The organism is Paeniroseomonas aquatica, from assembly GCF_030409335.1.
GTDB lineage: Bacteria > Pseudomonadota > Alphaproteobacteria > Acetobacterales > Acetobacteraceae > Belnapia > Belnapia aquatica.
Map to the genome: position 1 here is coordinate 13,473 of NZ_JAUFPN010000109.1, position 26,245 is coordinate 39,717.

A 26,245-nucleotide genomic window follows, 5' to 3' on the forward strand; every position below is an offset into this window, starting at 1 on the left:
TTTATGGCGGCGCCATGCCGGGGACAAGCCCCGGGATCGCCGCTGCTGCAATTTTAGGCGGGCGGTGGCCCGCCGGCCGCGACCACGACCATGGCCGGCTTCAGCAGCCGGCCGTTCAGCGTCCAGGCCGGGGTCCAGGCCTGGATGACGGTGCCGGGGGCGACGCCCTCGGGCGCCGGCTGCTCGGCCATCGCTTGGTGGAATTCGGCGTCGAAGGGCTGGCCCTCGGCGTCCCGGCGCACGATGCCGTTGCGCTCGAGCAGGCTGATGAAGCTGCGCTCCACCCCCTCGAAGCCTTCCCGCAGCTTCACCAGCAGCGGGTCCTCGCCCTCCCGGGCCGGCGGCAGGCTGTCGAGGCCGCGGCGCAGGTTCTGCGCCGCCTCCACCACGTCGCCGGCGAATTTCTGGATGGCGTAGTTGCGGGCATCCGCCACCTCGCGCTGGGTCCGGGCCCGCAGGTTCTGGGCATCGGCCTCGGAGCGCAGCCAGCGGTCGCGCAGCTGCGCCACCTCGGCCTCGAGCGCGGCGATGCGGTCCGCCGGGCTGGCCTCGGGGTTGGGCTCGACAACGGTCTCATCCGCCGGGGCGCGGTCCGGCGGAAGCTCGGATGGGTCGCTCATGCCTGCCATATCATCATAAGGGATGTCCCGGGGACCGGGACCGATCAGCCCTGCAGGTAGTCCCTGCGGCCCGCGAGGGCAACCGGGTGCGGCGCTTTCGGCTATGTTGCGTAGGCATAGGGGCCACCGCGCTCCAGCGCGCGGCGATAGGCCGGGCGGGATTGCAGGCGGCGCAGCAGCCCGAACAGGGCGGGGCGGCTCTCGTCCAGCCCGCCGCGCTGGGTCGCGGCCTCGAGCGGGAAGCTCATCATCACGTCGGCGGCGGTGAAGTCCGGGCCGGCGAACCAGCCCTCCCGCGCCACCTCGGCCTCGAGGTAGTCGAGCATCGCGGCGAGGTTGCCGTCGATCCGCGCCAGCACTGGCGCCGCCGCCTCGCCGACCCGCAGCAGGTACAGCTTCACCAGCAGCGGGGTCATGGCCGAGCCCTCGGCGAAATGCATCCAGGCGCGGAAGCGGCGGTAGCCGGGGCTGCCCGGGGCCGGGGCGAGCCGGCCGGCGCCATGGCGCTCGAGCAGGTACTCGGCGATGGCCGCGGATTCGGCCAGCACCTCGCCGTCCTCGACCAGCACCGGCGACTTGCCGAGCGGGTGGATGCGCTTCAGCTCCGGGGGCGCCAGCATGGTCGCCGGGTCGCGCTCGTAGCGGATGACCTCGTAGGGGAGGCCAAGCTCCTCCAGCAGCCAGAGGATGCGCTGGGAGCGGGAGTTGTTGAGGTGGTGGACCTGGATCATGCGTCCCTCACAGCAGCACCAGCCCGGCCCGCGCCCCCCGCGCCACCGCATCGGCCCGGCTGCCGGCGCCGAGCTTCTGCAGCACGGCCGCGACATGCGCCTTGGCGGTATGGAAGGACAGGCCGAGCCGGCGGGCGATGACCTTGTTCGAGGCCCCGGCCGCCAGCAGGTCCAGCACCTCCCGCTCCCGCCGGGTCAGCCCGGCCTCGACCGGGACGCTCGGCTCGCGTCCGGCCAGGCCGGCGAGCAGAGCGGGCGGCAACACCGCGAGGCCGCGGCCCAGGGCGGCGAGCCCGGCCGCGACCTGGTCAGGCGCGGCATCCGGCGGCAGCACCGCCTGGGCGCCGGCCCGCAGCCCGGCCAGGGCGGCGGGGCCCTCGGCCAGGATCAGGGTCGGCAGCATCGGCGCCGGCGGGCCGCCGGCGGCCAGGGGCTGGTCGGTCACCACCACGGTGGCGGCGGCCTCCTCCTCCACCAGCCGGATGCCGGGCAGCCGGGCAAGCCGGGCGGCCAGCGCCGGGCCGGCGGCGCGGACCAGCACGGCGAGCCCGGCCGGGGCGGCGGCGGGGCGGCGTTCGAGCAATGCGGCAAGCGGCATCAGGCGGCGGCCCTTTCACCGATGCGGACGGATATCCGGATCGGATGTCCACCCCGGATCAGATCCAGCGCCACATCGGCGCCGACGCTCTCCGGGTCAAGCCTCGCCAGCATCTCCCGCACCGAGGCGAGCGGCGCGCCGTCCCAGGCGACCAGCACGTCGCCGAGCAGCACGCCCGCCTTGCCGGCCGGGCTCTGCGGGTCGGCGCCGACCACGATCAGCCCGCGCAGCGCCTCGCTCCGGACCGGCTGCAGCGCCAGGCCGAGGTAGCCGCGGGCGACGCGGCCGCGGGTGCGGAGCTGCTCGACCGAGCGGGCGATGGTCTCGGCCGGGATGGCGAGCGCCCGGCGGCGCGGGCCGGGCACCGCCATGCCGAGCAGCCGGCCGGCATGGTCGAGCACGGCGCCACCCTCGGCCGCCGGGTCGAGCCGCAGCCCGAGCTGGATGCGGCGCTCGAGCCGGCCGCCGCGCATGGAGCGCCAGGGGCCGCCGACCTGGGCGGCGAGGCCGAAGGCGACCAGCGGGCCGTGCTCGGCCCGGCCGACGGCCAGCAGCAGGTGGCCGGCGGCCAGCGCCGCCGGCGGGGCGAGGGGCAGCGGCGGCACCGGGCCGGTGGCGGCGCGCAGCAGGGCGACATCGGTGCCGGGGTCGCGCCCGGCCAGCGTCGCCGGCACCTGCCTTCCGTCCGGCAGGGTCAGCGCCAGCTCGTCGTCGCGCTCCAGCGCCTCCTCGGCGGTGACGACGAGGCCCTCGGCCCAGAGCAGGCCGGAGCGGGCGCGGCCGTCCCGGCCATGCACCGCCACGGTGCGCGCGGCGCCGAGCGCGGCCAGGGCGGCCAGCTGGTCGGAAAAGGCGGCGAGGGGGGAGGGGAGGTCGCTCATGCGTTCTATCTGGTCATATGGGACGGCCGCCGCCATCGGCCATATGGGGGAGCGGAATGGAGGGGGGCGGGGGGGAATAGCGCGGCAGGGTTGGGCGCGGTCGCCGCCGGTCGCGCGCCTAGTCCTACCCACCCGCCTGCCACCGGCCTGCCAACCGGATCGTGAAGGGAACCGCCGCGCGGGATGTTGACCGGGTGGTTGACCCACCGAGCGGAAGCGGGCGCCATGGCCGCAGCTGGTGGGGGTCCTGAGTATGTTCGGAGTGTCGCGTGGGCCAGGGTCGGCCTGGAGTCTTGGGTCGGCCTGGAGCTTGCTGCCCGTGGCCGGGCTGCTCCTGCCCCTGGCGGGTTGCGGCCTGAGCCTCGAGCGGCGCGACCGGGTCGAGGGGGTGGAGCGCAGCCTGGCCGAATCCGAGGCGCGCGGGGGCGTGCTGCGCGGCCGGGTGGCGGAGCTGGAGGCGGCGCTGGCGGCGGAACGCCAGGCGGCGGGCGAATTGTCGGCGATCGAGGCGCGGCTGGCCTCGGCCCGCGGCACCCTGGCCGGGGCGCAGCGCGCCCGCGTGGCGGCGGAGGCCGAGGCGCGGCGGCTGCGCGAGCGGCTGGCGGCGGACGAGCAGCAATTGGCCGGGATGCGGCTGCAGGCCGGGGAGCTGGAGCAGACCAGCACCGCGCGGCGCGGCAGCCTGGCCGAGGCCGAGACCCGCATCGCCGGCCTGCGCGACCAGACCGCGGCGGCCGAGCAGCGGCTGGTGGAGCTGCGCGACCAGGCGGCGGCGCAGGATGGCCGCGTCGCCTCGCTCGGCGAGCGGGCGGTGGCCGAGGAGCGCCGGCTGGCCGGGCTGCGCGACATGGCCGCGACCACCGAGCGGCGGCTGGCGACGCTGCGCGACGAGGTGGCCGGGGAGGACCGCCGGCTGGTCGGCCAGCGCGACCGCGCGACGCAGGAGGAAGCGCGGCTGCAGGGGCTGCGGACCAGCATCGCCCAGGCGCAGCAGGCGCTCGGCGAGCGCCAGCAGGCCGGCACCGAGGCGGAGCGGCGGATCGCCGCGCTCCGCGCCGACACCACCGCGGCCGAGCGCGAGCTGGCCGCCCGGCGCACCGCGCTGGCCGAGGCCGAGGGGCGGCTCGCCACCACCAACCGCAGCGCCGAGGAGGCCGGGACCCGGGTGCGCGGGCTGGAGCAGCGGGCGGCGTCGCTGGCCGATACCGACCAGCGGCTGGCCGCCGCGCGCGAGGCGCTCGCCGGCGCCGAGACGGTGCTGGGCCAGCGGCGGGCGGCGGTGGAGCAGGCCCAGGCCGAGCTGGGCCGGCTGAGCACGGCGCGGGAGGAGGCCCAGGCCACGCTGGCCTCGCTCGAGAGCCGCAGCGCGGCGCTGCGCGCCGAGGTCGGCACCGCCGAGCGGCGGCTGGCCGAGCTGCGCGACGGCACCGCGGCCGAGGAGCGCCGGCTGCAGTCGGTGCGGGCCGAGGCCCAGGCGGCCGGAGCCGAGCTGACCACCCGGCGGGCGGCGCTGGCCGAGGCGGAGGGCCAGGCGCGCCAGGCCGGCGAGGCCGGCCGGCAGGAGCAGGCGCGGCTGCGCGAGCAGGCCGAGGCGCTGCGCGCGGAGGTGGCGGGCATGGAACGGCGGCGGGCCGACCTCGCGGGGCAGCTCGCCGAGGGCCAGAGCCGGCTCGACCAGCAGCGGCGCGAGCTGCGCGACCTGGCCGAGCGGCTGACCCAGGAGCGGCAGCGGGCGATGCCGGCGGCGGATGCGCCGGCCAGAGGCTCCGACGCGCCGCCGTCGCGGGCGCCCTAGGCGCCCGCCCCACCCCGGCCGGCGGCAGGCTTGACGGGGGCGGGTGGGGCGAGGACGCTTCCGCCAACCTGGGCCGACCCGGGGTGGAGGAAGCCGATGCGTCATCTCGTCCTGGCGGCAGTACTGGCGCTGGCGCCCTGGGCCACGCAGGCCCAATCTCAGCCGGCGGCCCCGCTGCAGAACCAGCCGGCGCCGCCGCCCTCGGCGCCCGCACCGCCGCCCGCGGCCCGGCCCGCCGCGGCGCCGCAGTACCAGGTCGATCCCTTCTGGCCGAAGCCGCTGCCGAACCGCTGGGGCATCGGCCAGGCGGCCGGCGTCGCGGTGGATGCGCGCGACCATGTCTGGGTGATCCACCGCCCCCGCACCATGACCGTGGACGAGCGCGGCGCGGCGCAGGTCCCGCCGCTGTCCGAGTGCTGCATCCCGGCGCCCTCCGTCATCGAGTTCGACCCGGACGGCAATGTGGTGCAGGCCTGGGGCGGGCCGGGGCATCACCCGTCCTGGCCCGCGAGCGAGCACGGCATCCACGTGGACGCGGCCGACAACGTCTGGATCGCCGGCAACGGCACCGACGACCACGTGCTGCTGAAATTCAGCCGCGACGGGCGCTTCCTGCTGCAGATCGGCCGCAAGGGCGAGACCGGCGGCAGCAACGACACCGAACGGCTGGGCCGCCCGGCCGATGTCGAGGTGGATGGGCCGGCGAACGAGATCTATGTCGCCGACGGCTACGGCAACCGCCGCGTCATCGTCTTCGATGCGACCACCGGGGCCTACAAGCGCCACTGGGGCGCCTATGGCGAGCGGCCGCCGGCCGATGACGCGCTGCCGCCCTACCAGCCCGGCGCCTCCGCCGCGGTGCCGGCGCGCTTCTTCCGCAACCCCGTGCATTGCGTGCGGCTGGCGCAGGACGGGCTGCTGTACGTCTGCGACCGCGCCAACGACCGGGTGCAGGTCTTCCGCCGCGACGGCAGCTTCGTGCGGGAGTTCATCGTCGCGCCGAACACGCTCGGCAGCGGCTCGGTCTGGGACCTCGACTTCCTGCCGGATGCGACGCAGTCGGTGCTGCTGGCGGCCGATGGCTCGAACAACACCGTTTGGCTGCTGGACCGCGCCGGCGGCGCGCTGGTCGGGCGCTTCGGGCGGAACGGGCGCAATGCCGGGGACTTCCACTGGGTTCACAACATGGCGGTCGATAGCCGGGGCAATGTCTTCACCACCGAGGTCGATACCGGCAAGCGGGTGCAGCGCTTCCGGCTGGTCAGCCAATTGCCGCGCCGCTAGGGCGTGATCGTCCGGGGCGGAATCGCCAAAGGACGTGAATCACGCGATGAAACAATAAGCTAGAGCCTGATCCGCGCTTCTTTCAGCGCGGTTCAGGCTCTAGGCTGCGCCACATCCAGAACGGGAGAGTCCAGGCCATGATCCACGTCCTCGCCATCATCACCGCCAAGCCCGGCATGCGGGAGGAGGTGCTCGGGCATTTCCGCGCCAACATGGCCGCCGTGCATGCGGAAGACGGCTGCATCGAATACGGCCCGGCGATCGACGCCGAGGGCATGGGTCGCATCCAGACCCCGGTGGGCCCGGATGCCTTCGTCGTCATCGAGAAGTGGGAGAGCCTCGATGCGCTGAAGGCGCATGGCGCGGCGCCGCACATGGCGGCCTATGCGGCGAAGACCAAGGAGCTGCTGGCAAGCCGCGTCATCCATGTGCTGACGCCGGCCGCCTAGTTCGGCGTAGGCTGCCCGTGGACCGGCGCCATCGAAGCGCCGGCCACGGGAGTTGACGCGATGCCTGTCCCAGTCCTCCGGCCTTCGCGCCGGGCGTTGTTCGGCCTCTCGGCCACCCTTGCCGCACCCGCCATCGGGCGTGCCGCAGCCTTTCCCGAACGGCCGGTGCGACTCATCATCCCCTGGGCGCCCGGCGGCTCGACCGACAGCCAGATGCGGGTGATGGCGGAGATCGCGGGGAAGCACCTCGGCCAGCCCGTCATCATCGAGAACAAGCCCGGCGCGCGTGGCACCTTCGCCGCGGCGATGCTGCATGGCCAGGTGAAGCCGGATGGCTATGTCATCGGCCAGATCCACCAGGGCGTCCTCAGCCATCCCTTCATGACGAAGTCGGCCACTTGGGATGCGGCTGTCGATTTCGACTACATCCTCGGCATCACCGGCTATCTCTCGGGCCTCGTCGTGCGGGCGGAGGCGCCCTGGCCGGACTGGAAGTCGCTGATGGACCACATGCGGGCCAATCCGGGGCAGGTTTCCATCGGCACCTCCGGCGTCGGCGGGGCGAGCCATCTGGTCATGGCGCAGCTCATGGGGTTCGAGCGCGCGACCATGCTGCACGTGCCCTACCGCGGCGTGGCGGAGACCACCGTGGCGCTGCTCTCGGGCCAGGTGGATGCGGTCGCCGACAGCTCCGGCTGGGCGCCGCATGTCGAGGCCGGGCGGATGCGGCTGCTGGCGATCTGGGCGAATACCCGGGCGAAGCGCTTCCCCGATGTGCCGACCATCAAGGAGCTCGGCCATGACGTCGGCGGCATCGCGCCCTATGGGCTGGCGGCGCCGAAGGGAACGGACCCCGCGGTGCTCGCCACCCTGCACGATGCCTTCAAGGCGGCGCTCTTCGACCCGCAGCACCTGGCGGTGCTGGAGCGCTACGACATGCCGGTGCTGTACATGACCGGGGAGGAGCTGCGCGCCTGGAACGCGGCGCGCATCCCGGTGGAGCGGGAGCTGATCCGAAGGCTCGGGATCAGCTTCGAATAGCGGCGAGCACTTCCTCGGTATGCTCGCCCACCTTCGGCGCCGGGCGCTGCGACCAGGGCCGCGCCCGGTCGAAGCTGATCGGCAGGCCCATGACCTGCACGCCGCTCTCGGGCAGGGTCTGCACCATGTCGACGGCGGCGAATTGCTCGCTGGCGATGAGCTCGCCGATGTCGTTCACCGGGCTGCAGGGCACGCCGGCGGCCTCCAGCGCGGCGACCCAGTGGTCCCGGGTGTTGCCGCGCAGCGCCTCGGCGACCATGGGGATGAGCTCCGCCTTGTGCCGCACCCGCATGGCGCCGCGGGCGAAGCGGGCATCCTCGGCCCATTCGGGATGGCCGAGCACCCGGGCGCAGCGGGCCCAGAGCCGATCGTTGCCGGCGGCGAGGCAGATCGGCCGGTCGGCGCAGTCGAAGACCTGGTAGGGCACGATGACATTGGCGCCGGTGCCGTGGCGCTGCGGCACCGCACCGCCGGCCAGCACGCTGTTCACATGGCCCTCGACCCAATGCACCGCCGTCTCGAGCAGCGAGGTATCGACCAGGCAGCCGCGGCCGGTGCGGTCGCGCTGGCGGAGGGCTGCCAGCGCGCCGATGGTGCAGAACATGCCCGTCGCCTTGTCGTTGACCGAGGCGCCGCAGAAGGTCGGCGGGTCCTGCGGCCGGCCGGTCACGCTCATCATGCCGCCATAGGCCTGCAGCAGCGGGTCGAAGCCGGGGTTCAGCCGCATCGGCCCCTGGTAGCCGAAGGCCCAGATGGAGCAGTAGATCAGCCGCGGGTGGCGGGCGAGCATCGCCTCCGGCCCGATGCCGATCTCGTCCACCACGCCGGGGCGGAGGTTCTGGATGAGGATGTCGGCGGTCTCGCACAGCGCATGCAGGGAGGCGATGTCCTCCGGCTTCTTCAAATCCAGCACGACGCTGCGCTTGTTGCGGTTCTGGCTGTGGAAATAGAGGCTGGTCTCGCCGTCCGGCCCGTAGGGAGGGCCCCACATCCGGGCATCGTCGCCGCCCTCCGGCTTCTCGATCTTGATCACGTCGGCGCCCATGTCGGCCAGCATGACGCCGGCGAGCGGGCCCGCCAGGGCCTGGCCCACCTCGATCACCCGCAGCCCGTCCAGTGGCAAAGTCATTCCTGGTCTCCCTCGATGGGCGGAGAATAGCGGCGGCTGGCGCGGGCTGGCCAGACGGGTATCCTCCCCGGCAGGAAACGTCCCAGGGAAATCCGCGATGAGCAGCAACGCCGCCAATGCGCATTACGTGCCGGTCCGCGAGGACTGGCTGGCGAAGGTCACCGAGGAGGCGCTGGACCCGGGCCTGCCGATCGTCGACCCGCACCACCACCTCTGGGACCGGCCGGGCTGGCGCTACCTGCTGGACGAGCTGCTGGCGGATACGCGGCAGGGGCACAACATCGTCTCGACCGTCTTCGTGCAGTGCCGGGCGATGCACCGCGCGGCGGGCCCTGAGGCCTACCAGCCGGTCGGCGAGACCGAATTCGTCAACGGCATCGCCGCGATGAGCGCGAGCGGCGGCTACGGCCCGACCAAGGTCTGCGAAGGCATCGTCGGCCATGTGAACCTGATGATCGGCGAGGAGGCGCGCGACGTGCTGGCCGCGCATGTCGAGGCCGGCGGCGGGCGGTTCCGCGGCATCCGCCACATCACCTCCTGGGACCCGGACCCGGTCATCATGAACCCGGCCTACCAGCCGCCGGAGGACATCTTCTTCCGCGACGACTTCCGCCGCGGCTTCGCCCAGCTGGCGCCGCTCGGGATGAGCTTCGACGCCTGGCTCTACCACCCGAAGATCCCCGACCTGACGGCGCTGGCCCGCGCCTTCCCGGAGACGCCGATCGTGCTCGACCATGTCGGCGGGCCGCTCGGCATCCGCGGCTATGCGGGCAGGCGGGACGACGTCTTCGCCCACTGGCGCCAGTCGATGGCCGAGCTCGCCACCTGCCCGAACGTGCATGTGAAGCTCGGCGGCCTCGGGATGCGGATCAACGGCTTCGGCTTCGAGGAGGCGGCGCTGCCGCCGAGCTCGGATGCGCTGGTCGCCGCCTGGAAGCCCTACATCGACACCACCATCGAATTGTTCGGCGCCGCGCGCTGCATGTTCGAGAGCAATTTCCCGGTGGACAAGGGCAGCTACGGCTACGGCATCTTCTGGAATGCCTGCAAGAAGCTCGCGGCCGGGGCCTCGGCCAGCGAACGCACCGACCTGTTCAGCGGGACGGCGAGCCGGTTCTACCGCCTGGGCTAGACCGCGATCCGCGCTTTTGCCGGCGCCGGTCCCGGTCTAGCCTCGGCCGACAAGCAAGATGCCGGCACCCAATGCGGGCCGGCCGCCTGGGAGGGCGATGCCATGGATGGAGCCAACCGGGATTGGGGCCGGCGCGGCCTGCTCGGCGGTGCCGCGGCGCTGGCCCTGCCGTCGGCCGGCCGGGCCCAGGGCAAGGGGCCCGAGGGCTGGCCGCAGGGCCGCAGCGTCAGCCTGGTGGTGCCCTTCACCCCCGGCGGCGGCACCGACCTCGTCGCCCGCATCCTGCAGGAGGGCTTCGCCGAGAGCTTCGGCGGCAACTTCGTCATGGAGCACAAGCCCGGCGCCGCCACCACCCTCGGGACGCGGCTGGTGGCGCGGGCGAAGCCGGACGGCTTCACCCTGCTGGTCGGCAGCAATTCGGCGCTGTCGCAGGCGCCCTATGCCTTCCGCAACCTGGGCTACGACCCGCTGCGGGACTTCACCCCGATCAGCCTGCTCTTTTCCTCGGCCTATCTGCTGGCGGCGAACCCGCGCTGGGGCAGCCTGCAGCAGGTGGTGGAGGCGGCGAAACGGGCGCCGGGGACGCTGTCCTATGGCACCTGGGGGGTCGGCTCGACCGCGCATCTGCTGATGCTGGACCTCTGCGAGCGGACCGGGACGGAGATGCTGCACGTCCCCTTCGGCGGCCCGGCTCCGGCGCTGACCGAGATCCTGGCCGGGCGGGTCGACATGATGTTCACCACCTTCGCCCCGGCCCGGGCGCATGTGCTGGAGCAGCGGCTGGTGGCCCTCGGCACCCCGCATGAGCAGCGGCTGGCCGCGGTGCCGGCGGTGCCGACGCTGATCGAGCAGGGGCTGCCGGGCTTCCTGGTCAGCGCCTGGTGGTGCCTGGCGGCGCCAGCCGGGCTTCCGGCGCCCTTGGCCGCGGCGCTGGAGCAGGCGGTGCGGACCGCCACGGCACGGCCGCTGGCGGCCCGGCTGAGCGAGGAATTCGGCCTGCTGCCGCTGCCCCTCGGGCCGGATCCGCTGCGCGCGCGCATCGCCCACGACCTGGCGATGAACGAGGGGCTGATGCGGAAGGCCGGCATCACCCCGGAGTAGCGGCGGCCTATTCCGCCGCCGCCTTGGCGTAGATGCCCATGGCGTTGTAGGGCGCATAGGGCGGGAAGGCGCCGATCGCCGCCATGTCCACCTCCACCAATGAGGGGCCGGGCGTCGCGATGGCCCGGGCCATGACCTCCGCCAGCTCCCCCGCGCTCGAGACCTTGAAGCCGGGCAGGCCGGCGACGGCGGCGAGCTGCTGCAGGTCCGGCCCCTGCAGGTCGCCGAAGAACATCCTCCCGTCCTGCAGCGCGCCCTGGATGTGCTTGATGACGCCGTAGCCGCAGTCGTTCATCACCAGGATGACGAGCTCGGCGCGTTCCTGCACCGCGGTCCAGAGCTCGGTCATGTTCATGGCGAAGCCGCCGTCGCCGACCATCGCCACGGTCTTGCGGCCGTTCCCCGCCATCGCCGCGCCGATGCCGAGCGGCAGGCCGGGGCCGATGGCGGCGCTGATCGGGTGGACCGCGTCGCGCGGGCCGTAGACCGGGAAGATGCGGTTGCCCCAGCTGCTGTTGCTGAGGGTGATGTCGCGGACAAACAGCGCATCGCGCGGCATGGCGCGGCGGAGTTCGGCGGGGAAGTCGGCATAGGGGCCGAGGGTGTCGCGGTAGTCGGCCTGGGCGCGGCGGCGCATCTCGGCGAAATCGGCGGCGAAAGCGGGATCGACCTGCATCCGGCCGGCGAGGCGCTCGGCCAGCCCGGCCATGACCAGCGCCGCATCGCCGCAGATGAAACCGGCATTGGGATAGGTGCGGCCATTGGCGCGGGGGTCGACATCCGCCTGGACCAGCGGCTGCGGCAGCGAGATGGCGAAGTCGCCGGTCTCATGCCCGCGCAGCCGGCTGCCGACCACCAGCATGGCGTCGCAGGAGCGGTAGAATTCCTGCACCCGCGGCGAGCCGTTGCCGTGCATCCCGCCGAGGGTCATCGGGTGGTCCTCCGGGATGATCCCCCGGCCGTTCCAGGAATTCACCGCGCCGAAGCCGAGGCCGAGCAGCGCCATGGCCTCCGCGCCGGCGGCCTTGGCGCCGTTGCCGAGCCAGAGCATGGGGCGCTTGGCGCGCGCCAGGATCTCGGCGGCCTCGTCCATCGCCGCCTCGGCGGGGACCAGCGCGGGCGGGATGGGCAGCACCAGCGTGTCGAGCTGCGCCGGGCGCGGGATGGCGGTGCGCTGGATGTCGATCGGGATCTCGACCGAGACCGGGCCCATCGGCGGGGTCAGCGCCAGGGCGGCGGCCCGGGTCAGCACGCCCAATGCTTCCTGCGCCGAGCGGATGCGGAAGGCCGCCTTGGAGACGGCCTCCAGCATCGCGGTCTGGCCGGGCACGTCGTGCACCGTGCCCATGTCGCGGTCGATGAATTTGGTCGGGGTCTGGCCGGTGATGTGCAGCATCGGCGAGCCGGCGAATTGCGCCTCCACCAGGCCGGGCACGGTATTGGCGGCGCCGGGGCCGGTCGAGGAGAACATGACGCCGAGCTGGCCGGAGACCCGGGCATAGGCATCCGCCATGTGGCCGCCGCCCATCTCGCCGCGGGCCATGACGTAGCGGATGGCGTTGCGCCGGCCGATGCCGTCCAGCATCGGGATGTTGTGGACCGAGACGATGCCGAAGCAGGTGGTCACGCCGATGCGCGAGAGGAATTCGGCGACGAGGTCGCCGACGTTGTAGGGGGTGTCCGCCATGGTGCTGGTCCCGTTTCTTCCCGTGTGGCGGCAGTCTGCCACAGGGGCGGGAGAAGGCCATGGGCACTGGTCATTGCGGGTGCAAGCGGTGCTAGCATCCCCGCCCAGGGGCTCGGCACGAAGGCCCGGGGAGGAGACACGCATGCGCATCACCCGCCGTGGCCTGGGCCTGGCGTTGCTCGCCGCGCCGTCGCTCGCATCGGCGCAGGCACCCGCCTGGCCGAACCGGCCGGTCCGCCTCATCAACCCCTTCGCGCCGGGCGGCCCGCAGGACGTGCCGGCGCGCTTCTTCGTGGAGGCGCTGACGCCGAAGCTGGGCCAGCCGCTGGTCTACGACAGCCGGGCGGGGGCGGGCGGCGCGGTCGGCCTGCTGCATGTCGCGCAGGCGACGGACGGGCATAGCTTCGTCATCACCTCCAATGCGGTGGCCACCCTGCCGGCGATCCGCCGCAACCTGGGCTTCGATCCCTTCACCGACCTGCTGCCGGTGACGATGGTGATGCAGTCGCCCTATACCATCGTGGTGCGGGCCAATGGACCGGCGAGCTTCGCGGATTTCCTCGGCCGCGCCCGGGCGGCGCCGAACCGGCTGACCTTCGGAAGCTCCGGCGTCGGCGCCTCCACGCATCTGACCATGGCGCTGCTGCTGCAGAAGGCAGGCATCGCGCTGACGCATGTGCCCTATCGCGGGGCGCAGCTGGCGATGACGGCGCTGCTGGCGGGCGACATCGACTGCTTCATCGGCGACCTCTCGGTACCGCTCGAGCATATCCGCGCTGGCACCGCGCGCTGCCTGGCGGTGACGACCACGGCGCGGGCGCCGCTGCTGCCCGAGGTGCCGGCGGCGGCGGAGCTGGTGCCGGGCTTCGCCTCGACCCTGTGGTACGGGCTCTTCGCGGCCAAGGCGACGCCGCCGGAGGCGGTGCGGCGGATGCTGGCGGAGCTGCAGGCGCTGCGCGGCGGCGAGCTGGCGCAGCGCCTGTCGGACGTCGGGGCGGAGCTGCTGCTGACCGGCCCGGAGCCGCTCGGCGAGCGGCTGCGGGCCGAGGTGCCGCAGTGGCGCGCGGTGGTGGCGGCGGCGGGGATCGAGGCGGAGTAGAGCCCTACCGCTTCACGTTCGCCTTCATCCAGTCGACCAGCATCCCGGCGATCTGCAGGTTGTTCCTGTCCTGCATGAGCATGTGCGAATTGCCGCGGATGCCCTGGTCCGGCAGCACCACCAGCGAGGCCTTGCCGCCGGCGGCGTTGACCTTCTCGACGAAGGCGCGGCAGGCGACCAGACGCGGCGCCCAGCGGGGGAATTGCTCCACGTAGTCGCCGAACAGCACCATGATCGGGATGCCGCGATAGGGTGCGAGGTCGCCGGCCGCATCCGGGCAGGCGCCGGGCTCGACCGAGATGATCCCGGCCACCCCCTTGGTCTCCAGCGCCGCGGTCTGGAAGGGGTAGATGCCGGATTGCGAATGGCTGATGAGCACCGCGCCCTGCAGCTTCTGCGCGAGCGCCGCCAGCGCCGGGACGGTCGGGTTCGGCGTCGGCATCGAGGCGAGGTAGTCGGGCACCATCTGCTTCCAGAACTCGGCCTGGGCCTCGATCGGGAATTGCAGGTCGGGGAAGGTCTGCGGGAAGGCGGTGCCGAAGCGGAAGATCGCCCAGGCGGATTCGTGGGAGGCGGAGAAGACGGTCGGCAGCCGCTCCACCGGGGCGCCCTTGCGGACGGCGTTGACGCCGGAGGGGTCGCCGGCCGAGCGGCCGCGCCGCACCTGGTCGACGACATAGGTCGGCTGGCCGCGGCGGGTGAAGTATTCGGCCCAGCCCATGCGGCCGTCGGGCGTGGTTTCCCAGGTGGTGCCGGTCAGGCAGCAGCCATGGATCAGCACCACCGGCGTCGCCGCGGTGCCGCCGGCCGGGATTTGGTACTGCACGTACATCTGGTCGACGGTGATGGTGCCGGCGGGGGCATAGGCCGGAAGGGTGGAGAGATCCTCCGAGGCGATGTCGCGGCCGCCGACGAAGAAGGAGCCCTGGCTTTCGATCGACAGCGGCCCGGTGGGGGTGGAAGTGGGGGCTTGGGCGAAGGCCGCCGGCGCCAGGGCCAAGGCAGCCAGCAATCCCGCAACGATACCACGCATCAGACTGTTTCCCCCATCGAGTCCGCGGCCTGTTGCGGCCGCGCCCGGCCAGTATGTCGGACGACGGAGGTTCGACCAAACCAAGTCCCTTGACCGCAGCCGCACTATTCTATAATTCCATAAATATGGAAAAATCGAATGCCATCGAGGCCCTGGCCGCGCTTGCGCAGGAATCCCGCCTCGACGTGTTCCGCCTGCTGGTGCAGGCCGGCGTCGAGGGGCTGCCGGCCGGGCGGATCGGCGAGGCCCTGGGCCTGCCCGGCGCGACCCTGTCGTTCCACCTGAACCAGCTCCGGCACGCCGGGCTGGTGACCTTCCGGCGGGAGGGGCGGTCGCTGATCTATATGGCGGAATACGCCGCCATGAACGGTCTGCTCGCCTACCTGACGGAGAACTGCTGCCAAGGCGAGGCCGCGGGCTGCGGCGTCGGCGCCTGCGATTCCACCACCCTCATCCGGACCAAGGGAGACACCCGTCCATGAAGCGCATGCATATCCATGTCGGCGTGAAGGATCTGGCCGAGAGCATCCGCTTCTACAGCGCGCTCTTCGGCGCCGAGCCCGCCAAGCTGAAGCCCGACTATGCCAAGTGGATGCTGGAGGACCCGCGGCTGAACTTCGCGATCTCCACCCGGGCGAAGACCCTTGGCCTCGACCACATGGGGCTGCAGGTGGAGGATGCCGCCGAGCTCGATGGGCTGCGCGCGCAGATGTCGGCGGCGAATATCGCGACGCATGCGGATGGCGAGACGACCTGCTGCTACGCGCGGTCGGAGAAGTCCTGGGTCGAGGACCCGAACGGCATCGCCTGGGAGGCCTACCACACGATGGAGGATGCGCAGATCTTCTCGGCGGCCGAGGCCGTGCCGGCGCCGGCCTGCTGCGGCGCGAAGCCGGGGGCCGCGGCGTGAGCATCACGATCTACCACAACCCGGCCTGCGGCACCTCCCGCAACGTCCTCGGCCTGATCCGCGAGAGCGGGGTGGAGCCGCGGGTGATCGAGTACCTGAAGACCCCGCCGTCGCGCGCCGAGCTGGTCGAGCTGATCGGCCGCATGGGCATCACCGTGCGGGCGCTGCTGCGGCAGAAGGGCACGCCCCATGACGAACTGGGGCTGGCCGATCTGGCGCTGGGCGACGACCAGTTGCTGGACGCGATGGTGGCGCATCCGATCCTGATGAACCGGCCCATCGTGGTGGCGCCCGGCGGGGTGAGGCTGTGCCGCCCCTCCGAGACGGTGCGGGACCTGCTGCCCGGCGCCGCGCCATGAGCGAGGCCGTCGCCGTCGTGCCGGGCAAGGCGCCCTCGCTCGGCACCTTCGAGCGTTACCTGACCCTCTGGGTGGCGCTCTGCATCGTCGTCGGCATCGGGCTGGGGCAGGCGATGCCGGGGCCCTTCGAGGCGATCGGCGCGGCGACCGTCGCCGAGGTGAACCTGCCGGTCGCGGTGCTGGTCTGGCTGATGGTCATCCCCATGCTGCTCAAGATCGACCTCGGCGCGCTGGGGCAGGTGGGGCGGCACTGGCGCGGCATCGCCACCACGGTCGGCATCAACTGGCTGGTGAAGCCCTTCTCGATGGCCCTGCTCGGCTGGATCTTCATCGCCCAGCTCTTCCGGCCCTGGCTGCCGGAGGCGCAGATCGACGGCTACCTGGCCGGGCTGATCCTGCTGGCGGCGGCGCCCTGCACGGCCATGGTCTTCGTCTGGTCGAACCTGGTGGAGGGCGAGCCGCATTTCACCCTGTCGCAGGTGGCGCTGAACGACACGATCATGGTCTTCGCCTTCGCGCCCATCGTCGGGCTGCTGCTCGGCCTGTCCTCGATCGCGGTGCCCTGGGGCACGCTGGTGCTCTCGGTGGTGCTCTACATCGTCGTGCCGGTCATCGTCGCGCAGCTCTGGCGGCGCGCGCTGCTGGCCGGCGGCGGGGAGCCGGCGCTGGCGGCGATGCTGGGGCGGCTGGCGCCGCTCTCGCTCGGGGCGCTGCTGCTGACGCTGGTGCTGCTGTTCGGCCTGCAGGGCGCGCAGATCCTGCGCCAGCCCGCCGTCATCGCCCTGCTGGCGGTGCCGATCCTGATCCAGGTCTATGGCAATGCGGCGCTGGCCTATTGGCTGAACCGCCGGCTGGGCGTTGCCTGGTGCGTCGCCGGGCCCTCGGCGCTGATCGGCGCCAGCAACTTCTTCGAGCTGGCGGTGGCGACGGCCATCGCGCTGTTCGGCTTCCAGTCGGGCGCGGCGCTGGCGACGGTGGTCGGCGTGCTGGTGGAGGTGCCGGTGATGCTCTCCGTTGTCTGGATCGTCCGGCGTTCGCGCGGCTGGTACGAGCAGGGGGCCGGCATCAGCCCCGGGTGAAACGCAGCCCGCCGGCGCGGGCGCCGCTGACCACCAGCGTGTTGCCTTCGAGCTTTGCATCCAGCCAGCCCTGGAACAGCGTGCCCGGGGTGCGGATGCGGAGGACATCCGCCGCGATGGGCTGGATGGGCCAGGGGCCGGCGACGGTCAGCGGGCCGCGGACCTGGACGGCGAGGCCGGCCTCGCTCGGGGCGATGGTCCAGGTGGTCGCCAGCTCGGCGCAGTGCCAGTCGCCGGTAAGGCCCGCGGGCAGCACCGGGTCGGCCGGGGCGCGGTGGAAGGTGGTGCAGGTGCCGGCATCGGTCTCCAGCACCAGCGTATCGCCCTCCGGCGGGGCGACGGTGAAGGGGAAGACGCCGCGGCGGGCGGCGAGGCGGCCGTCGGCGGTGGCGGCCAGCGGGAAGGGCACGCCGTGCTGGGTCGCGGCCGGGCCGGGCGAGAATTCGACGGTGGCGCCGCTCTCGGCATCCAGCCAGCGGCCGGCGAGGCCCTCCAGCTTCGGCATCGGTGGCACCGGATGCAGGCCGGGGCCGGCGGCCATATCCAGCATCTGGTGCGCCAGGTGGTGCACGTCGATCCCGCCGTGGTTGGCGATGGCGATGATGGCGAGGTCGCGCTCCGGCACCCGCAGGAAGCAGGTCTTGAAGCCCGGCCAGAGCCCGCCGTGGTCGACGGTGCGGAGGCCGCGGTAGGTCGTCACCTCCAGCCCGCGGGCATAGAGATTGGGCGTGCCGTTGGCGAAGGCCTCGGTCTGCTGCAGCGCCGCGGCGATGCCGGGCAGCAGATCCTGGCGGTAGTTGCGCTCCCACAGCGCGAGGTCCTCGACGCAGGAGACCAGGCCGCCCTCGCCGCCGAGCGGGAAGCCATGCGCGGCGCGGACGAAGCCGCCCTCCTGCGGCAGGTAGCCGGTGGCGAGGTGGGGGACGATCTCGGTGGTGCCCGGCGTGTGCCGGGTGCGGGTCATGCCGAGCGGGGCGAAGATGCGGGCCTCGAGGAACTCGGCCAGCAGCATGCCGCCGACGACCTCGACGATGCGGCCGAGCAGCAGGAAGCCGGTGTTGGAATAGCGGAAGCGGCTGCCCGGCGGGAAGTTCAGGCTGCGCTGGCGGCCGATGGCGGCGAGCAGGTCGGCCGCTGCCCAGGGCTGCGACAGGTCGGCGCCGCCGAGCCGCATCAGCTCCAGCATGTCGCGCAGGCCGGAGGTGTTGTGCATCAGGTGGTCGATGGTGATCGGCGCGCCGAAGTCGGGCAGCTCCGGCAGGTGGCGGTGGATCGGGTCGCCGACCGCGAGGCGGCCCTCGGCCGCCAGCAGCAGGATGGCGGCGCAGGTGAATTGCTTGCTGACCGAGGCGATGCGGAAGCGCGTCTCCGGCCCGATCGGGATGCCGTGCTCGAGGCTGGCGAGGCCGGCGCTCTCGTGCAGCGCCAGCGCGCCGCCGCGCACCAGCCCCAGGGTGGCGCCGGGTCCGCCGCCCTCCCAGGGGGCGAGCAGGCGGCGGGCGTGGCGGCGCAGCGCCAGCAGGTCGAGGTCCGTCATCCGGGAAGCCTCCTCAATGGAGCCTGGGCGCCTTGAGGAAGGAGCGGCGGTCGATCGAGGTCAGCAGCAGCTCGCGCGGGGCGGCCTCGCGGGTGATGCCGAGCGCCACCTTGGTCCCGGCATGGCCGCAGGCCCAGAGGGCACGCCAGAGGCCGGCGAGGTCGGAAACCCGGGTGCCGCCGACCGAGACCAGCCGGTCGCCCTCGTGCAGCCCCGCCTTCTGCGCCGGGCCGTTGCGCGCCATGGAGGAGACCACCACGCCCTCCTCGTCCTCCGCCGCATAGAGGCCGAGCCAGGGCCGGGCCGGGCGGTTGGGCCGGCCGAAGGCGAGCAGATCCTCCAGCACCGGCGGCAGCAGGCTGGCCGGCACCACCATGTTGAGGTCGACCCGGCGGCCCTTGCCGTCCTGCTGCTGCATGACGAGGGAGCCGATGCCCATGAGCTTGCCGCTGCCGCCGATCAGCCCGGCGCCGCCCCAGGAGGGATGCGCGGGCGCGGTGAAGATCGCATCCTCCAGCATGTATTCCCAGTAGCCGGCGAATTCCTGCCGGGCCGCGATGGTGCAGCGGAGCGCGTGCTTGCGGCCGCCGGCGCTGGCCAGCACCGCGGTGTCGCCGGGGCGCGGGGCATCGCCGGACTCGATCGGCAGCGCCGGCAGGTTGAGCTTGCCGAGCGCCTGGATCAGCCCGAATCCGGTCTCGAAGTCATAGGCCAGGGCATGGCCGGGGATGGCCCGGCCGTCGTGGGTGGTGAGCCAGATGGTCTCGGCCTCCGTCACGATGTAGCCGATGGTGGCGATCAGCCCGTCGGGGCGGATCACCACGCCGGAGCCCAGCCGCTCGGTGCCCAGGGACTGGGCGGTGAAGGCATCGGCCGGAACCATCGCCTTCACCCCGACCACCGATCGCATCACCTCGTCGAGGTCGAAGTCGTGGTCCGTCGGGTCCGGCTGCAACTCGGGCGGGATCTCCCATTCGCTGGATGCCATGCGCGCTTTCCGTTCCGCCGTGGGTCGTGCCGTCTGTCCGTCGGGCGCAATATCGGCCGGATGCCCGGCTTAGCCAACGCGCGAGATGGGATTCGGTCAAATCGATGACGCGGGACGGGGGGGCGGGACTGGCCCTGGGCCGGCGCATGTTATAATATAACGTCCATGCAAGCCCCGATCTCCCGCCGCGCCGCGCTGCTCGGCACCCTCTCCTGCGCCGGCCTGGCCGGGCCCGCCGCGGCCACGCCGCCGGTGGTCGTCGCCGCCTTCTCCATCCTGGGCGACATGGTCCGGCAGCTGACAGGCGACGCGGTGGCGCTGCGGGTGCTGGCCGGGCCGGAGACCGATGCCCACCTGTTCCAGCCGCGTCCCTCCGAGGCCGGGGCGATCCAGGGCGCCGGGCTGGTGGTGCGGAACGGCCTCGGCTTCGAGCCCTGGCTGGACCGGCTGCTGCGCAGCACCGGCTACCAGGGACCGGTGGTGACCGCGAGCGCGGGAATCGCGGCCAGGGCGGGCGGCGCCGGCCCCGGGGGCCATGCGGTCGACCCGCATGCCTGGCAGGACGTGGCGCTGGCGCGGTCCTATGCCGCGGCGATCGCCGCCGGGCTGCGCGGGCTGCTGCCCGCGGCGGCGGTGCGGGCGGCGGACTACGACGCCCGGCTGGCGGCGCTCGATGCCTGGGTGCGCGAGCAGGTGGCGCAGGTGCCGCCGGCGCGGCGGGTGGTGGTCACCAGCCACGACGCCTTCGGCTACTTCGCCGCGGCCTATGGGGTGCGGATGCTGGCGCCGCAGGGGGTGGCGCCGAACGCCCAGCCCTCGGCGGCGCAGGTGGCGGCGCTGATCCGCCAGATTCGGGCGGAACGGGTGACCGCGGTCTTCATCGAGGGCATCGGCAGCCAGGCGGTGATGCAGCGGCTGGCCCGGGATGCCGGCGTCGCCGTCGGCGGCCGGCTCTATGCCGATACCCTCTCCCCGCCCGAGGGGCCGGCGCCCAGCTACGAGGCCATGGTGCGGCACAATGTCGGGCTGCTGGTCCCGGCGATGCTGGGCTGAGGGCAACCGCGGCGGCGCCGGCCGCTTAAGGAGCGCATGCCCGAATCCCTTCCGCCCGAATGGGTCGACCCGCCCGACCTCGCCACCGCCCGGGCGGCGCAGGTGGCACTCGCCGCGCGGGTCGAGACGGCGGACCGCTTCGGCCCGGTGCGGCTGATCGGCGGGGTCGACATCAGCAACACCCGCTTCGACCCGGAGAACCTGGTCTTCGCCGCCGTGGTGCTGCTGGAATGGCCGGGGCTGGCGGTGGTGGGCGGCGCGAGCGCGGTGGAGCGGGCGCGGATGCCCTACGTGCCGGGGTTCCTCGGCTTCCGCGAGGTGCCGGCGCTGCTGGCGGCCTGGGCGAAGCTCGAGGCCCTTCCCGACCTGCTGCTGGTCGATGGCCATGGCATCGCGCACCCCCGCGGCCTCGGCATCGCCGCGCATCTCGGCGTGGTGCTGGACATCCCCAGCATCGGCGTGGCGAAGTCGCCGCTGGTCGGGCGGCCCGAGGCCGAGCTGGCGGCCGAGCCGGGGGCGGAGCAGCCGCTGGTCTGGAAGGGAAGGCGGCTTGGGACGCTGCTGCGGACCCGCAAGCGCTCGAACCCGCTCTACGTCTCGCTCGGCCACCGGATCTCGGAGGCGAGCGCGGTCGACTGGGTGCGCCGCTGCGGCACCGGCTACCGGCTGCCAGAGCCGACCCGGCAGGCGCATCTGGCGGCCAATGCGGCGCGGCGGGCGCATGGAGTCGCCATTCCGGCCGAGCCGGGCTAAGCCGCGCCCATGCACAGGATATGGCTGGCGCTCGGCGCCCTGGCGGGGTTGGTGGCCGTGGGGCTATCCGCCTGGGCGTCCCACGCGGCGCCGCTGCGGCTGGAGCCGCCGCGGCTGGCGATGCTGGCGAGCGGCCTGCAGCAGCAGGGCTGGCACGCGCTGGCGATGCTGGCCGCCGGGCTCTGGGCGGAACGGCGCGGCGGGGTGCTGCCGCACCTGGCCGGCGCGGCCTTCGCGGCCGGGATGCTGCTGTTCTGCGGCGGGGTCTATGCGGCGGCGATCGGCGGGGTCTCGCTGGGCTCGGTGGCGCCGGTCGGCGGGACCCTGCTGATGGTCGGATGGGCGCTGCTCTTCGTCTCGGCGGTGTGGCCCCCCCGGGCCAGGCCATGATCGGCGCGGCCTATCTCGCGGCCGAGGGCTTCGAGGCGGAGCTGGCCGAGGAATTGCGCCTCGGCGGCCGCAGCATCGCCGCCTGGCACGGAAGGCTGGCGCTCTCGCCCGAGCCACCGGGGCCGAGCGCCTGGGCGCTCGAGGCCTGGACCGCGCCGCGGGAGGTGCCGGCGCCCTCGGTGAAGGCGGCGGCCGATGCCTTGCGGGCGGTGCAGCGGAACTGGGCGCTCTACGCCCATGGCCAGCACCGCCGCGCCGCGCTGATCGAGGCGCGCCTGCCGCCGGTGAAGGCGCGGCCGCTGCTGTTCCCGGAAGCCGCCCCGGCCGGGCACCTTGGCGGCTGGACCCTGCTGGCGACCGACCGGCTGCTGTTCAGCCCGACCAAGACCAGCCCCTTCGTCAACGGCGCGGTGCAATTCGTCGAGGACCGCGCGGGGCCGCCGAGCCGCGCCTACCTCAAGCTGTGGGAGGCGCTGACCCGGGCCGGGCGCTGGCCGCAGCCGGGGGAGCGCTGCCTCGACCTCGGCGCCTCGCCCGGTGGCTGGACCTGGGCCATCGCGCAGCTCGGCGCCGAGGTGGTGGCGGTGGACAAGGCGCCGCTGGAGCCGGCGGTCGCCGCCATGCCCGGCGTCTCGGTGCGGCTCGAGAGCGCCTTCGGCCTGGAGCCGCGCGAGCTGCCGGCGATGGACTGGCTGTTCAGCGACGTCATCTGCTACCCGGCCCGGCTGCTGGCCCTGGTGCGGCGCTGGCTGGAGGCGGGGCGGGCACGGAATTTCTGCTGCACCATCAAGTTCCAGGGCGAGACCGACCATGCGGCGGCGGCGGAATTCGCCGCCATCCCCGGGGCGATGGTCTTCCATGGCGCGCACAACAAGCATGAGCTGATGTTCGTCCGGCTGGGCTGATCGCCGCTGGCACGGCGGATGCTGCGGGCCTGCCGGCGCCGGGTGCGCCCCGCGCGGCATGCCGCCGGCGGAACCGCAGGAAGGGCCAGGGGATGCAGGTCTCAGGGCAGGTCTCGGGCAGCGCCGGTGGTGCTGCGATGCTGCAGCAGATGCGCGACAGGATGTTCGCCCGCGCCGACCGGAACGGCGACGGCGGCCTCTCGCTCGACGAGTTCAAGGCCATGGCGAAGCGGCCGCCGCGGGAGGCAGGCTCTGCCGGGCCGCCGGCAGGACCTGCCGGGGCCGCGGCAGGTCCGGCCGCGAGGACCGACCGGGCCGCCGCCGCCTTCAGCGCGCTGGACACCAACGGCGACGGCAAGCTGAGCACCGCCGAGCTGGAGCAGGGGCGGCGGTCGCGCCACGCCGGCGCGGCCTCGCGCGAGGGGCTGGCGGCGCTGCTCGGGGTGCAGGAAGGGGCCCAGGGGGGCTTGCAGGGGGCAGCGGGCCTGGAGGCGCTGATGGGGCGGGTGCTGCGGGCCTATGGCGGCGCGGCGGCCCCGGCCACGGGTTCCGCTGCCTGAGGAAGGCTGGCAAGCTGCCGGGCCAGGGAGAGGAAAATCCGCCATGGTCCTGCCGCCGCTGACCATCCAGGGGATCGCGGTGCGCGCCGTCGATGCGCCGCTCGACCCGCCGCTGCGCAACAGCCTCAACGTCATCCCCCGGGCGCCGCTGGTGATCGCCGAGGTGCGCACCGTGCAGGGCGTGACCGGCCAGGCCTATGTCTTCCCCTATACCCCGGCGGCGCTCGGCCCGGTGGCGGCGCTGGTGCGGAACATCGGCGAGGGGCTCGCCGGACGGGCGCTGGCGCCGGCGGTGCTCTGGGCGGAGCTGCACAACAACTTCCGCATCCTCGGCACCGAGGGGCTGGTGCAGATCGCGCTCTCCTGCCTCGACATGGCGCTGTGGGACACGCTGGCGCGGGCCGCCGGGGTGCCGCTCTGCCGGCTGCTCGGCGCGGAGCCCCGCGCGCTGCCGATCTACGCCTCGCTGCGCGGCTGGGGCGGGGCGATGCTGGCGGAGGAGGCGGGGCAGGCGGTGGCGGCGCTCGGCGCCCGGGCGGTGAAGTTCAAGCTCGGCCAGGCGCGGCTGGAGGACGACCTCGATACGGTGCGGGCGGTGCGCGGCGCGGTCGGCGCGGACGTCGAGATCCTGGTCGACTACAACCAGGGGCTGACCCGGCCGGAGGCGGAGCGGCGCGGCCTCGCCCTTGAGGCGCTCGACGTGCGCTGGCTGGAGGAGCCGCTGCCGGTCGATGACGATGCCGGGCTGGCGGCGCTGCGCGGGGCGCTGCGGGTGCCGGTGCAGGGCGGGGAGAACTGGTGGGGGCCGCGCGGCATGGCCCGCGCGCTTGAGGCCGGGGCGGTCGATCTCTGCATGCCGGATGCGATGAAGATCGGCGGCGTCACCGGCTGGATGCAGGCGGCCTCGATCGCCGCGGCGAAGCGCATCCCGATGTCGTCGCACATCTTCATCGAGGCCAGCGCGCAGCTGCTGCCGGCGACGCCTACGGCGCATTGGCTGGAGCACCTGGACGTGGCCGGGCCGCTGCTGCGGCAGCCGCTGGAGGTGCGCGACGGCATGGCGCTGGTGCCCGAGCGGCCTGGGCTGGGGATGGAGTGGGAGGCGGCGGCGCTCAGCCGCTGGGCGGCCGATGTCTAGGCCGGCGGTGCTGCTGGCCGCCCTGCTGCTCGCCGGCTGCAGCGGCCCGCCTTCCAGCATCGCCCTGCCGGGCGGGCCCTCGCGCGGCACCATGACCCACGAGGAGGCGATGGGCGCCCGCAGCGGGCTGACCCGGCTGGACCGGCTGCCGTTGGACGCGGCGCCGCCGCGGGGTAGCATGCGCCGCGACTGAAACCCGGGAGATTGCCGTGCGCGCCTTGTTCGTCGATGCCAATGCCTCGCTCGCCGAGGTCACCGAGCGGCTGGGGCGGCCGGGCGACCCGGCGGTGGTGATCAACCGCGACCCGGACATCACCAGCGCCGACCTGCCGAAGCTGCTGGCCGGGTATGAGATCGCGATCGACGACCATACCCAGTTCCCGACCGAGATCGTGAAGCAGTGCAAGGACCTCAGGCACATCGTCTTCCTCGGCACCGGCGCCCGCAGCTACATGAACCCGGAGGAGCTGGAGGCGCTCGGCGTCACCGTCCATATCATCAAGGGCTATGGCGACACCGCCGTCGCCGAGATGGCCTTCGCGCTGATGTGGGATGCGGCGCGCCGGATCGCCGCCATGGATGCGGCGATCCGGCGCGGCGAATGGCCGCGCACCGTCGGCATGCAGCTGACCGGCAAGACCGTCGGCCTGGTGGGCACGGGCGGCATCGGCGCCGAGATGGCGCGGCTCTGTGCCGGCATCGGCATGAAGGTGCTGGCCTGGAACCGCACGCCGAAGGCGATGCCGGGCGTCGAGTTCTGCTCGCTGGAGCGGGTGCTGGGCGAGAGCGACGTGGTCTCGGTCCACCTGCTGCTGAACGACGAGACGCGCGGCTTCCTCTCGGCGGAGAAGCTGGCGCTGATGCAGCCGGGCTCGATCCTGGTGAATACCGCGCGCGGCGCGATCATCGACGAGGAAGCCCTGGCCGCGGCGCTGGCGGCGGGGCGGATCGGCCATGCCGCGCTGGACGTCTTCGTCGCCGAGCCGCTGGCGGAGGGGCATCCGCTGCGCGGGCTGGAGAATACCACGCTGGCGCCGCACGCCGCCTTCCGCACGCCGGAGGCGAGCGACAACCTGATCGGCGCCGCACTCGACCATTGCCGGCGGATCGTCGCCGAGGGGCGGTAGCGCCGCGCCGGCGGCGCCTGCCTCCACGGCCGCGGATATCTGGCTGGCGCAGGCCTTCAGGCCCACCGCCGGGCTGCCCGGATGGGCGAGCGGGACATGACGATCGCCATCGCCAGCCACCGGCGGCGGCGGCCGGGACCATCGAGGTGAAGGCCGCGGCTTGATTGCTGCCGGAGCCGCGTTCCGTGCTCGCCCGAGCGCGGTTCGCGGCCTGGTCGGCAGGCCCCCTACAGCCAGATGAAGTCGGCGCTGTCGAGGTCGGCGATGGCTACGCCGGTGAGGGTGAGGCTCATCTCGGCGGTGCCGTCGCCGTTGATGTCGATGCTCAGCACCTTGGTGCTATTGTCGAAGCGGGCCTGGCTCTCGCCGGTCACGCCCAGGCTGCTGGCGCCGAGAAAGGTGAAGGCGCCGGTCAGCATGCCGCTGAGCAGGATGAGATCCACGGTCGCGTCGAAGTCCGTGATGGTGTCGCCGGTGCCGGTCGGGGATTCGCTGATCGCTGTGTAGATGAAGCGATCGACGCCGGACCCGCCGGTGAGGTTATCGACGCCGGCGCCGCCCATGATCTGGTCGCCGCCGCTGCCGCCGACGAGGGTATCCGCCCCCTCGCCGCCGGTGAGGCGGGTGGAGGTGCTGCCCGAGGCGGTGATCGCATCGGCCCCGGTGCCGCCGGTGACCACCTCGATGTTGCTGACGGCGATGGTATTGGCGCCGTTGGCGAGGATCAAGCGGTCGGTGCCGGCGCCGAGGTTGATGGTCCCGCCCGAGAGCACGGCGCCGAGGGTGATGATGTCGGCGCCGGTGCCGCCGGTGATGGTCTCGGCGCCCGAGACCGTCAGGGTATTGGCGCCGTTGGCCAGCACCAG

General features: G+C 73.4%; 29 protein-coding genes. 19 read left to right on the top strand and 10 right to left on the bottom strand.

Features of this window, described 5'->3' with window-relative positions; translation table 11 throughout:
• Positions 1-53: 53 nt before the first annotated feature.
• From grpE to QWZ14_RS10190, 4 genes are all read right to left on the bottom strand, one after another.
• Positions 54-620 (bottom strand): nucleotide exchange factor GrpE, encoded by a 567-nt coding sequence (grpE, locus tag QWZ14_RS10175; RefSeq protein ID WP_290316537.1) that lies wholly within the window; start codon positions 618-620, stop codon positions 54-56.
• A gap of 101 nt (positions 621-721) precedes the next feature.
• On the bottom strand, positions 722-1,351 hold the full coding sequence (locus QWZ14_RS10180) for a glutathione S-transferase family protein (protein WP_290316538.1): 630 nt from the start codon (positions 1,349-1,351) through the stop codon (positions 722-724).
• Between the two features lie 7 nt (positions 1,352-1,358).
• A complete protein-coding gene (locus QWZ14_RS10185; protein WP_290316539.1) occupies positions 1,359-1,949 on the bottom strand; it encodes a helix-turn-helix transcriptional regulator in 591 nt (196 codons plus the stop codon).
• Positions 1,949-2,830, bottom strand: coding sequence for a S1C family serine protease (locus QWZ14_RS10190; protein WP_290316540.1), 882 nt, complete (start codon positions 2,828-2,830; stop codon positions 1,949-1,951). The genes QWZ14_RS10185 and QWZ14_RS10190 overlap by 1 nt, the downstream gene beginning before the upstream one ends.
• Before the next feature lie 319 nt (positions 2,831-3,149).
• On the opposite strand from QWZ14_RS10190, the gene QWZ14_RS10195 reads away from it, so the two are divergent.
• From QWZ14_RS10195 to QWZ14_RS10210, 4 genes are all read left to right on the top strand, one after another.
• Positions 3,150-4,625, top strand: a complete 1,476-nt coding sequence (locus tag QWZ14_RS10195) for a coiled-coil domain-containing protein (RefSeq protein WP_290316541.1) — start codon at positions 3,150-3,152, stop codon at positions 4,623-4,625.
• 96 nt (positions 4,626-4,721) lie between these two features.
• Positions 4,722-5,909, top strand: a complete 1,188-nt coding sequence (locus QWZ14_RS10200) for an NHL repeat-containing protein (protein ID WP_290316542.1) — start codon at positions 4,722-4,724, stop codon at positions 5,907-5,909.
• A gap of 137 nt (positions 5,910-6,046) precedes the next feature.
• Positions 6,047-6,358, top strand: a complete 312-nt coding sequence (locus tag QWZ14_RS10205) for a putative quinol monooxygenase (RefSeq protein ID WP_290316543.1) — start codon at positions 6,047-6,049, stop codon at positions 6,356-6,358.
• Between the two features lie 60 nt (positions 6,359-6,418).
• The gene (locus QWZ14_RS10210; RefSeq protein WP_290316544.1) at positions 6,419-7,399 is read left to right on the top strand and encodes a tripartite tricarboxylate transporter substrate binding protein; all 981 of its coding nucleotides are present in this window, start codon (positions 6,419-6,421) and stop codon (positions 7,397-7,399) included.
• Here the strand turns inward: QWZ14_RS10210 and QWZ14_RS10215 are convergent.
• Positions 7,386-8,528, bottom strand: a complete 1,143-nt coding sequence (locus tag QWZ14_RS10215) for a CaiB/BaiF CoA transferase family protein (RefSeq protein WP_290316545.1) — start codon at positions 8,526-8,528, stop codon at positions 7,386-7,388. The two genes, QWZ14_RS10210 and QWZ14_RS10215, sit on opposite strands and share 14 nt — an antisense overlap.
• A gap of 97 nt (positions 8,529-8,625) precedes the next feature.
• Here QWZ14_RS10215 and QWZ14_RS10220 point away from each other — a divergent pair, with 97 nt between their 5' ends.
• Both QWZ14_RS10220 and QWZ14_RS10225 read left to right on the top strand, forming a co-directional pair.
• Positions 8,626-9,660: an amidohydrolase family protein gene (locus QWZ14_RS10220; RefSeq protein ID WP_290316546.1), complete on the top strand. Its 1,035-nt coding sequence runs from the start codon at positions 8,626-8,628 to the stop codon at positions 9,658-9,660.
• A gap of 102 nt (positions 9,661-9,762) precedes the next feature.
• Positions 9,763-10,761: a Bug family tripartite tricarboxylate transporter substrate binding protein gene (locus QWZ14_RS10225; protein ID WP_290316547.1), complete on the top strand. Its 999-nt coding sequence runs from the start codon at positions 9,763-9,765 to the stop codon at positions 10,759-10,761.
• Positions 10,762-10,768: 7 nt separating this feature from the next.
• On the opposite strand, the gene QWZ14_RS10230 is transcribed toward QWZ14_RS10225, so the two are convergent.
• A complete protein-coding gene (locus QWZ14_RS10230) occupies positions 10,769-12,448 on the bottom strand; it encodes a thiamine pyrophosphate-binding protein (protein WP_290316548.1) in 1,680 nt (559 codons plus the stop codon).
• A gap of 142 nt (positions 12,449-12,590) precedes the next feature.
• Between QWZ14_RS10230 and QWZ14_RS10235 the strand changes: the two genes are divergently transcribed.
• Positions 12,591-13,547 (top strand): Bug family tripartite tricarboxylate transporter substrate binding protein, encoded by a 957-nt coding sequence (locus QWZ14_RS10235; RefSeq protein ID WP_290316549.1) that lies wholly within the window; start codon positions 12,591-12,593, stop codon positions 13,545-13,547.
• A gap of 4 nt (positions 13,548-13,551) precedes the next feature.
• Here QWZ14_RS10235 and QWZ14_RS10240 read toward each other — a convergent pair whose 3' ends face one another.
• Positions 13,552-14,580: an alpha/beta hydrolase family protein gene (locus tag QWZ14_RS10240; RefSeq protein WP_290316550.1), complete on the bottom strand. Its 1,029-nt coding sequence runs from the start codon at positions 14,578-14,580 to the stop codon at positions 13,552-13,554.
• 125 nt (positions 14,581-14,705) lie between these two features.
• Between QWZ14_RS10240 and QWZ14_RS10245 the strand changes: the two genes are divergently transcribed.
• Genes QWZ14_RS10245 through arsB form a run of 4 tightly spaced genes read left to right on the top strand, consistent with a single transcriptional unit; the run spans position 14,706 to position 16,928 of the window.
• A complete protein-coding gene (locus QWZ14_RS10245) occupies positions 14,706-15,062 on the top strand; it encodes an ArsR/SmtB family transcription factor (protein WP_290316551.1) in 357 nt (118 codons plus the stop codon).
• Entirely contained in the window at positions 15,059-15,490 is a 432-nt protein-coding gene (locus tag QWZ14_RS10250) for an ArsI/CadI family heavy metal resistance metalloenzyme (protein ID WP_290316552.1), read from the top strand. The genes QWZ14_RS10245 and QWZ14_RS10250 overlap by 4 nt, the downstream gene beginning before the upstream one ends.
• A complete protein-coding gene (gene arsC, locus QWZ14_RS10255) occupies positions 15,487-15,849 on the top strand; it encodes an arsenate reductase (glutaredoxin) (RefSeq protein ID WP_290316553.1) in 363 nt (120 codons plus the stop codon). The genes QWZ14_RS10250 and arsC overlap by 4 nt, the downstream gene beginning before the upstream one ends.
• Positions 15,846-16,928 (top strand): ACR3 family arsenite efflux transporter, encoded by a 1,083-nt coding sequence (gene arsB / locus QWZ14_RS10260; protein WP_290316554.1) that lies wholly within the window; start codon positions 15,846-15,848, stop codon positions 16,926-16,928. The genes arsC and arsB overlap by 4 nt, the downstream gene beginning before the upstream one ends.
• Here arsB and QWZ14_RS10265 read toward each other — a convergent pair.
• Both QWZ14_RS10265 and QWZ14_RS10270 read right to left on the bottom strand, forming a co-directional pair.
• Positions 16,915-18,465 carry a serine hydrolase domain-containing protein gene (locus QWZ14_RS10265; RefSeq protein WP_290316555.1) on the bottom strand — a complete coding sequence of 517 codons (1,551 nt, stop codon included), beginning with the start codon at positions 18,463-18,465 and terminating at the stop codon, positions 16,915-16,917. The genes arsB and QWZ14_RS10265 overlap by 14 nt on opposite strands.
• A 13-nt stretch (positions 18,466-18,478) precedes the next feature.
• Positions 18,479-19,453 carry a S1C family serine protease gene (locus tag QWZ14_RS10270; RefSeq protein WP_290316556.1) on the bottom strand — a complete coding sequence of 325 codons (975 nt, stop codon included), beginning with the start codon at positions 19,451-19,453 and terminating at the stop codon, positions 18,479-18,481.
• Between the two features lie 165 nt (positions 19,454-19,618).
• Between QWZ14_RS10270 and QWZ14_RS10275 the strand changes: the two genes are divergently transcribed.
• The 8 genes from QWZ14_RS10275 to QWZ14_RS10310 all read left to right on the top strand — a co-directional run bounded on the left by QWZ14_RS10275 (position 19,619) and on the right by QWZ14_RS10310 (position 25,379).
• Positions 19,619-20,506: a metal ABC transporter solute-binding protein, Zn/Mn family gene (locus tag QWZ14_RS10275; protein WP_290316558.1), complete on the top strand. Its 888-nt coding sequence runs from the start codon at positions 19,619-19,621 to the stop codon at positions 20,504-20,506.
• A gap of 36 nt (positions 20,507-20,542) precedes the next feature.
• Positions 20,543-21,259 (top strand): deoxyribonuclease V, encoded by a 717-nt coding sequence (gene nfi, locus QWZ14_RS10280; RefSeq protein WP_290316559.1) that lies wholly within the window; start codon positions 20,543-20,545, stop codon positions 21,257-21,259.
• Positions 21,260-21,268: 9 nt separating this feature from the next.
• Positions 21,269-21,649 (top strand): DUF423 domain-containing protein, encoded by a 381-nt coding sequence (locus QWZ14_RS10285; protein ID WP_290316560.1) that lies wholly within the window; start codon positions 21,269-21,271, stop codon positions 21,647-21,649.
• Complete coding sequence (locus QWZ14_RS10290; protein WP_290316561.1) at positions 21,646-22,554, top strand: SAM-dependent methyltransferase; 909 nt, start codon at positions 21,646-21,648, stop codon at positions 22,552-22,554. The genes QWZ14_RS10285 and QWZ14_RS10290 overlap by 4 nt, the downstream gene beginning before the upstream one ends.
• Before the next feature lie 92 nt (positions 22,555-22,646).
• Complete coding sequence (locus tag QWZ14_RS10295; protein WP_290316562.1) at positions 22,647-23,114, top strand: EF-hand domain-containing protein; 468 nt, start codon at positions 22,647-22,649, stop codon at positions 23,112-23,114.
• Between the two features lie 43 nt (positions 23,115-23,157).
• Positions 23,158-24,252 (top strand): enolase C-terminal domain-like protein, encoded by a 1,095-nt coding sequence (locus tag QWZ14_RS10300; protein WP_290316563.1) that lies wholly within the window; start codon positions 23,158-23,160, stop codon positions 24,250-24,252.
• Positions 24,245-24,445 carry a hypothetical protein gene (locus QWZ14_RS10305; RefSeq protein ID WP_290316564.1) on the top strand — a complete coding sequence of 67 codons (201 nt, stop codon included), beginning with the start codon at positions 24,245-24,247 and terminating at the stop codon, positions 24,443-24,445. The genes QWZ14_RS10300 and QWZ14_RS10305 overlap by 8 nt, the downstream gene beginning before the upstream one ends.
• 16 nt (positions 24,446-24,461) lie before the next feature.
• Positions 24,462-25,379, top strand: coding sequence for an NAD(P)-dependent oxidoreductase (locus QWZ14_RS10310; protein WP_290316565.1), 918 nt, complete (start codon positions 24,462-24,464; stop codon positions 25,377-25,379).
• 227 nt (positions 25,380-25,606) lie between these two features.
• Here the strand turns inward: QWZ14_RS10310 and QWZ14_RS10315 are convergent.
• Positions 25,607-26,245, bottom strand: a 639-nt coding sequence (locus QWZ14_RS10315) for a M10 family metallopeptidase C-terminal domain-containing protein (protein ID WP_290316567.1), incomplete at its 5' end; no start/stop codon positions are given.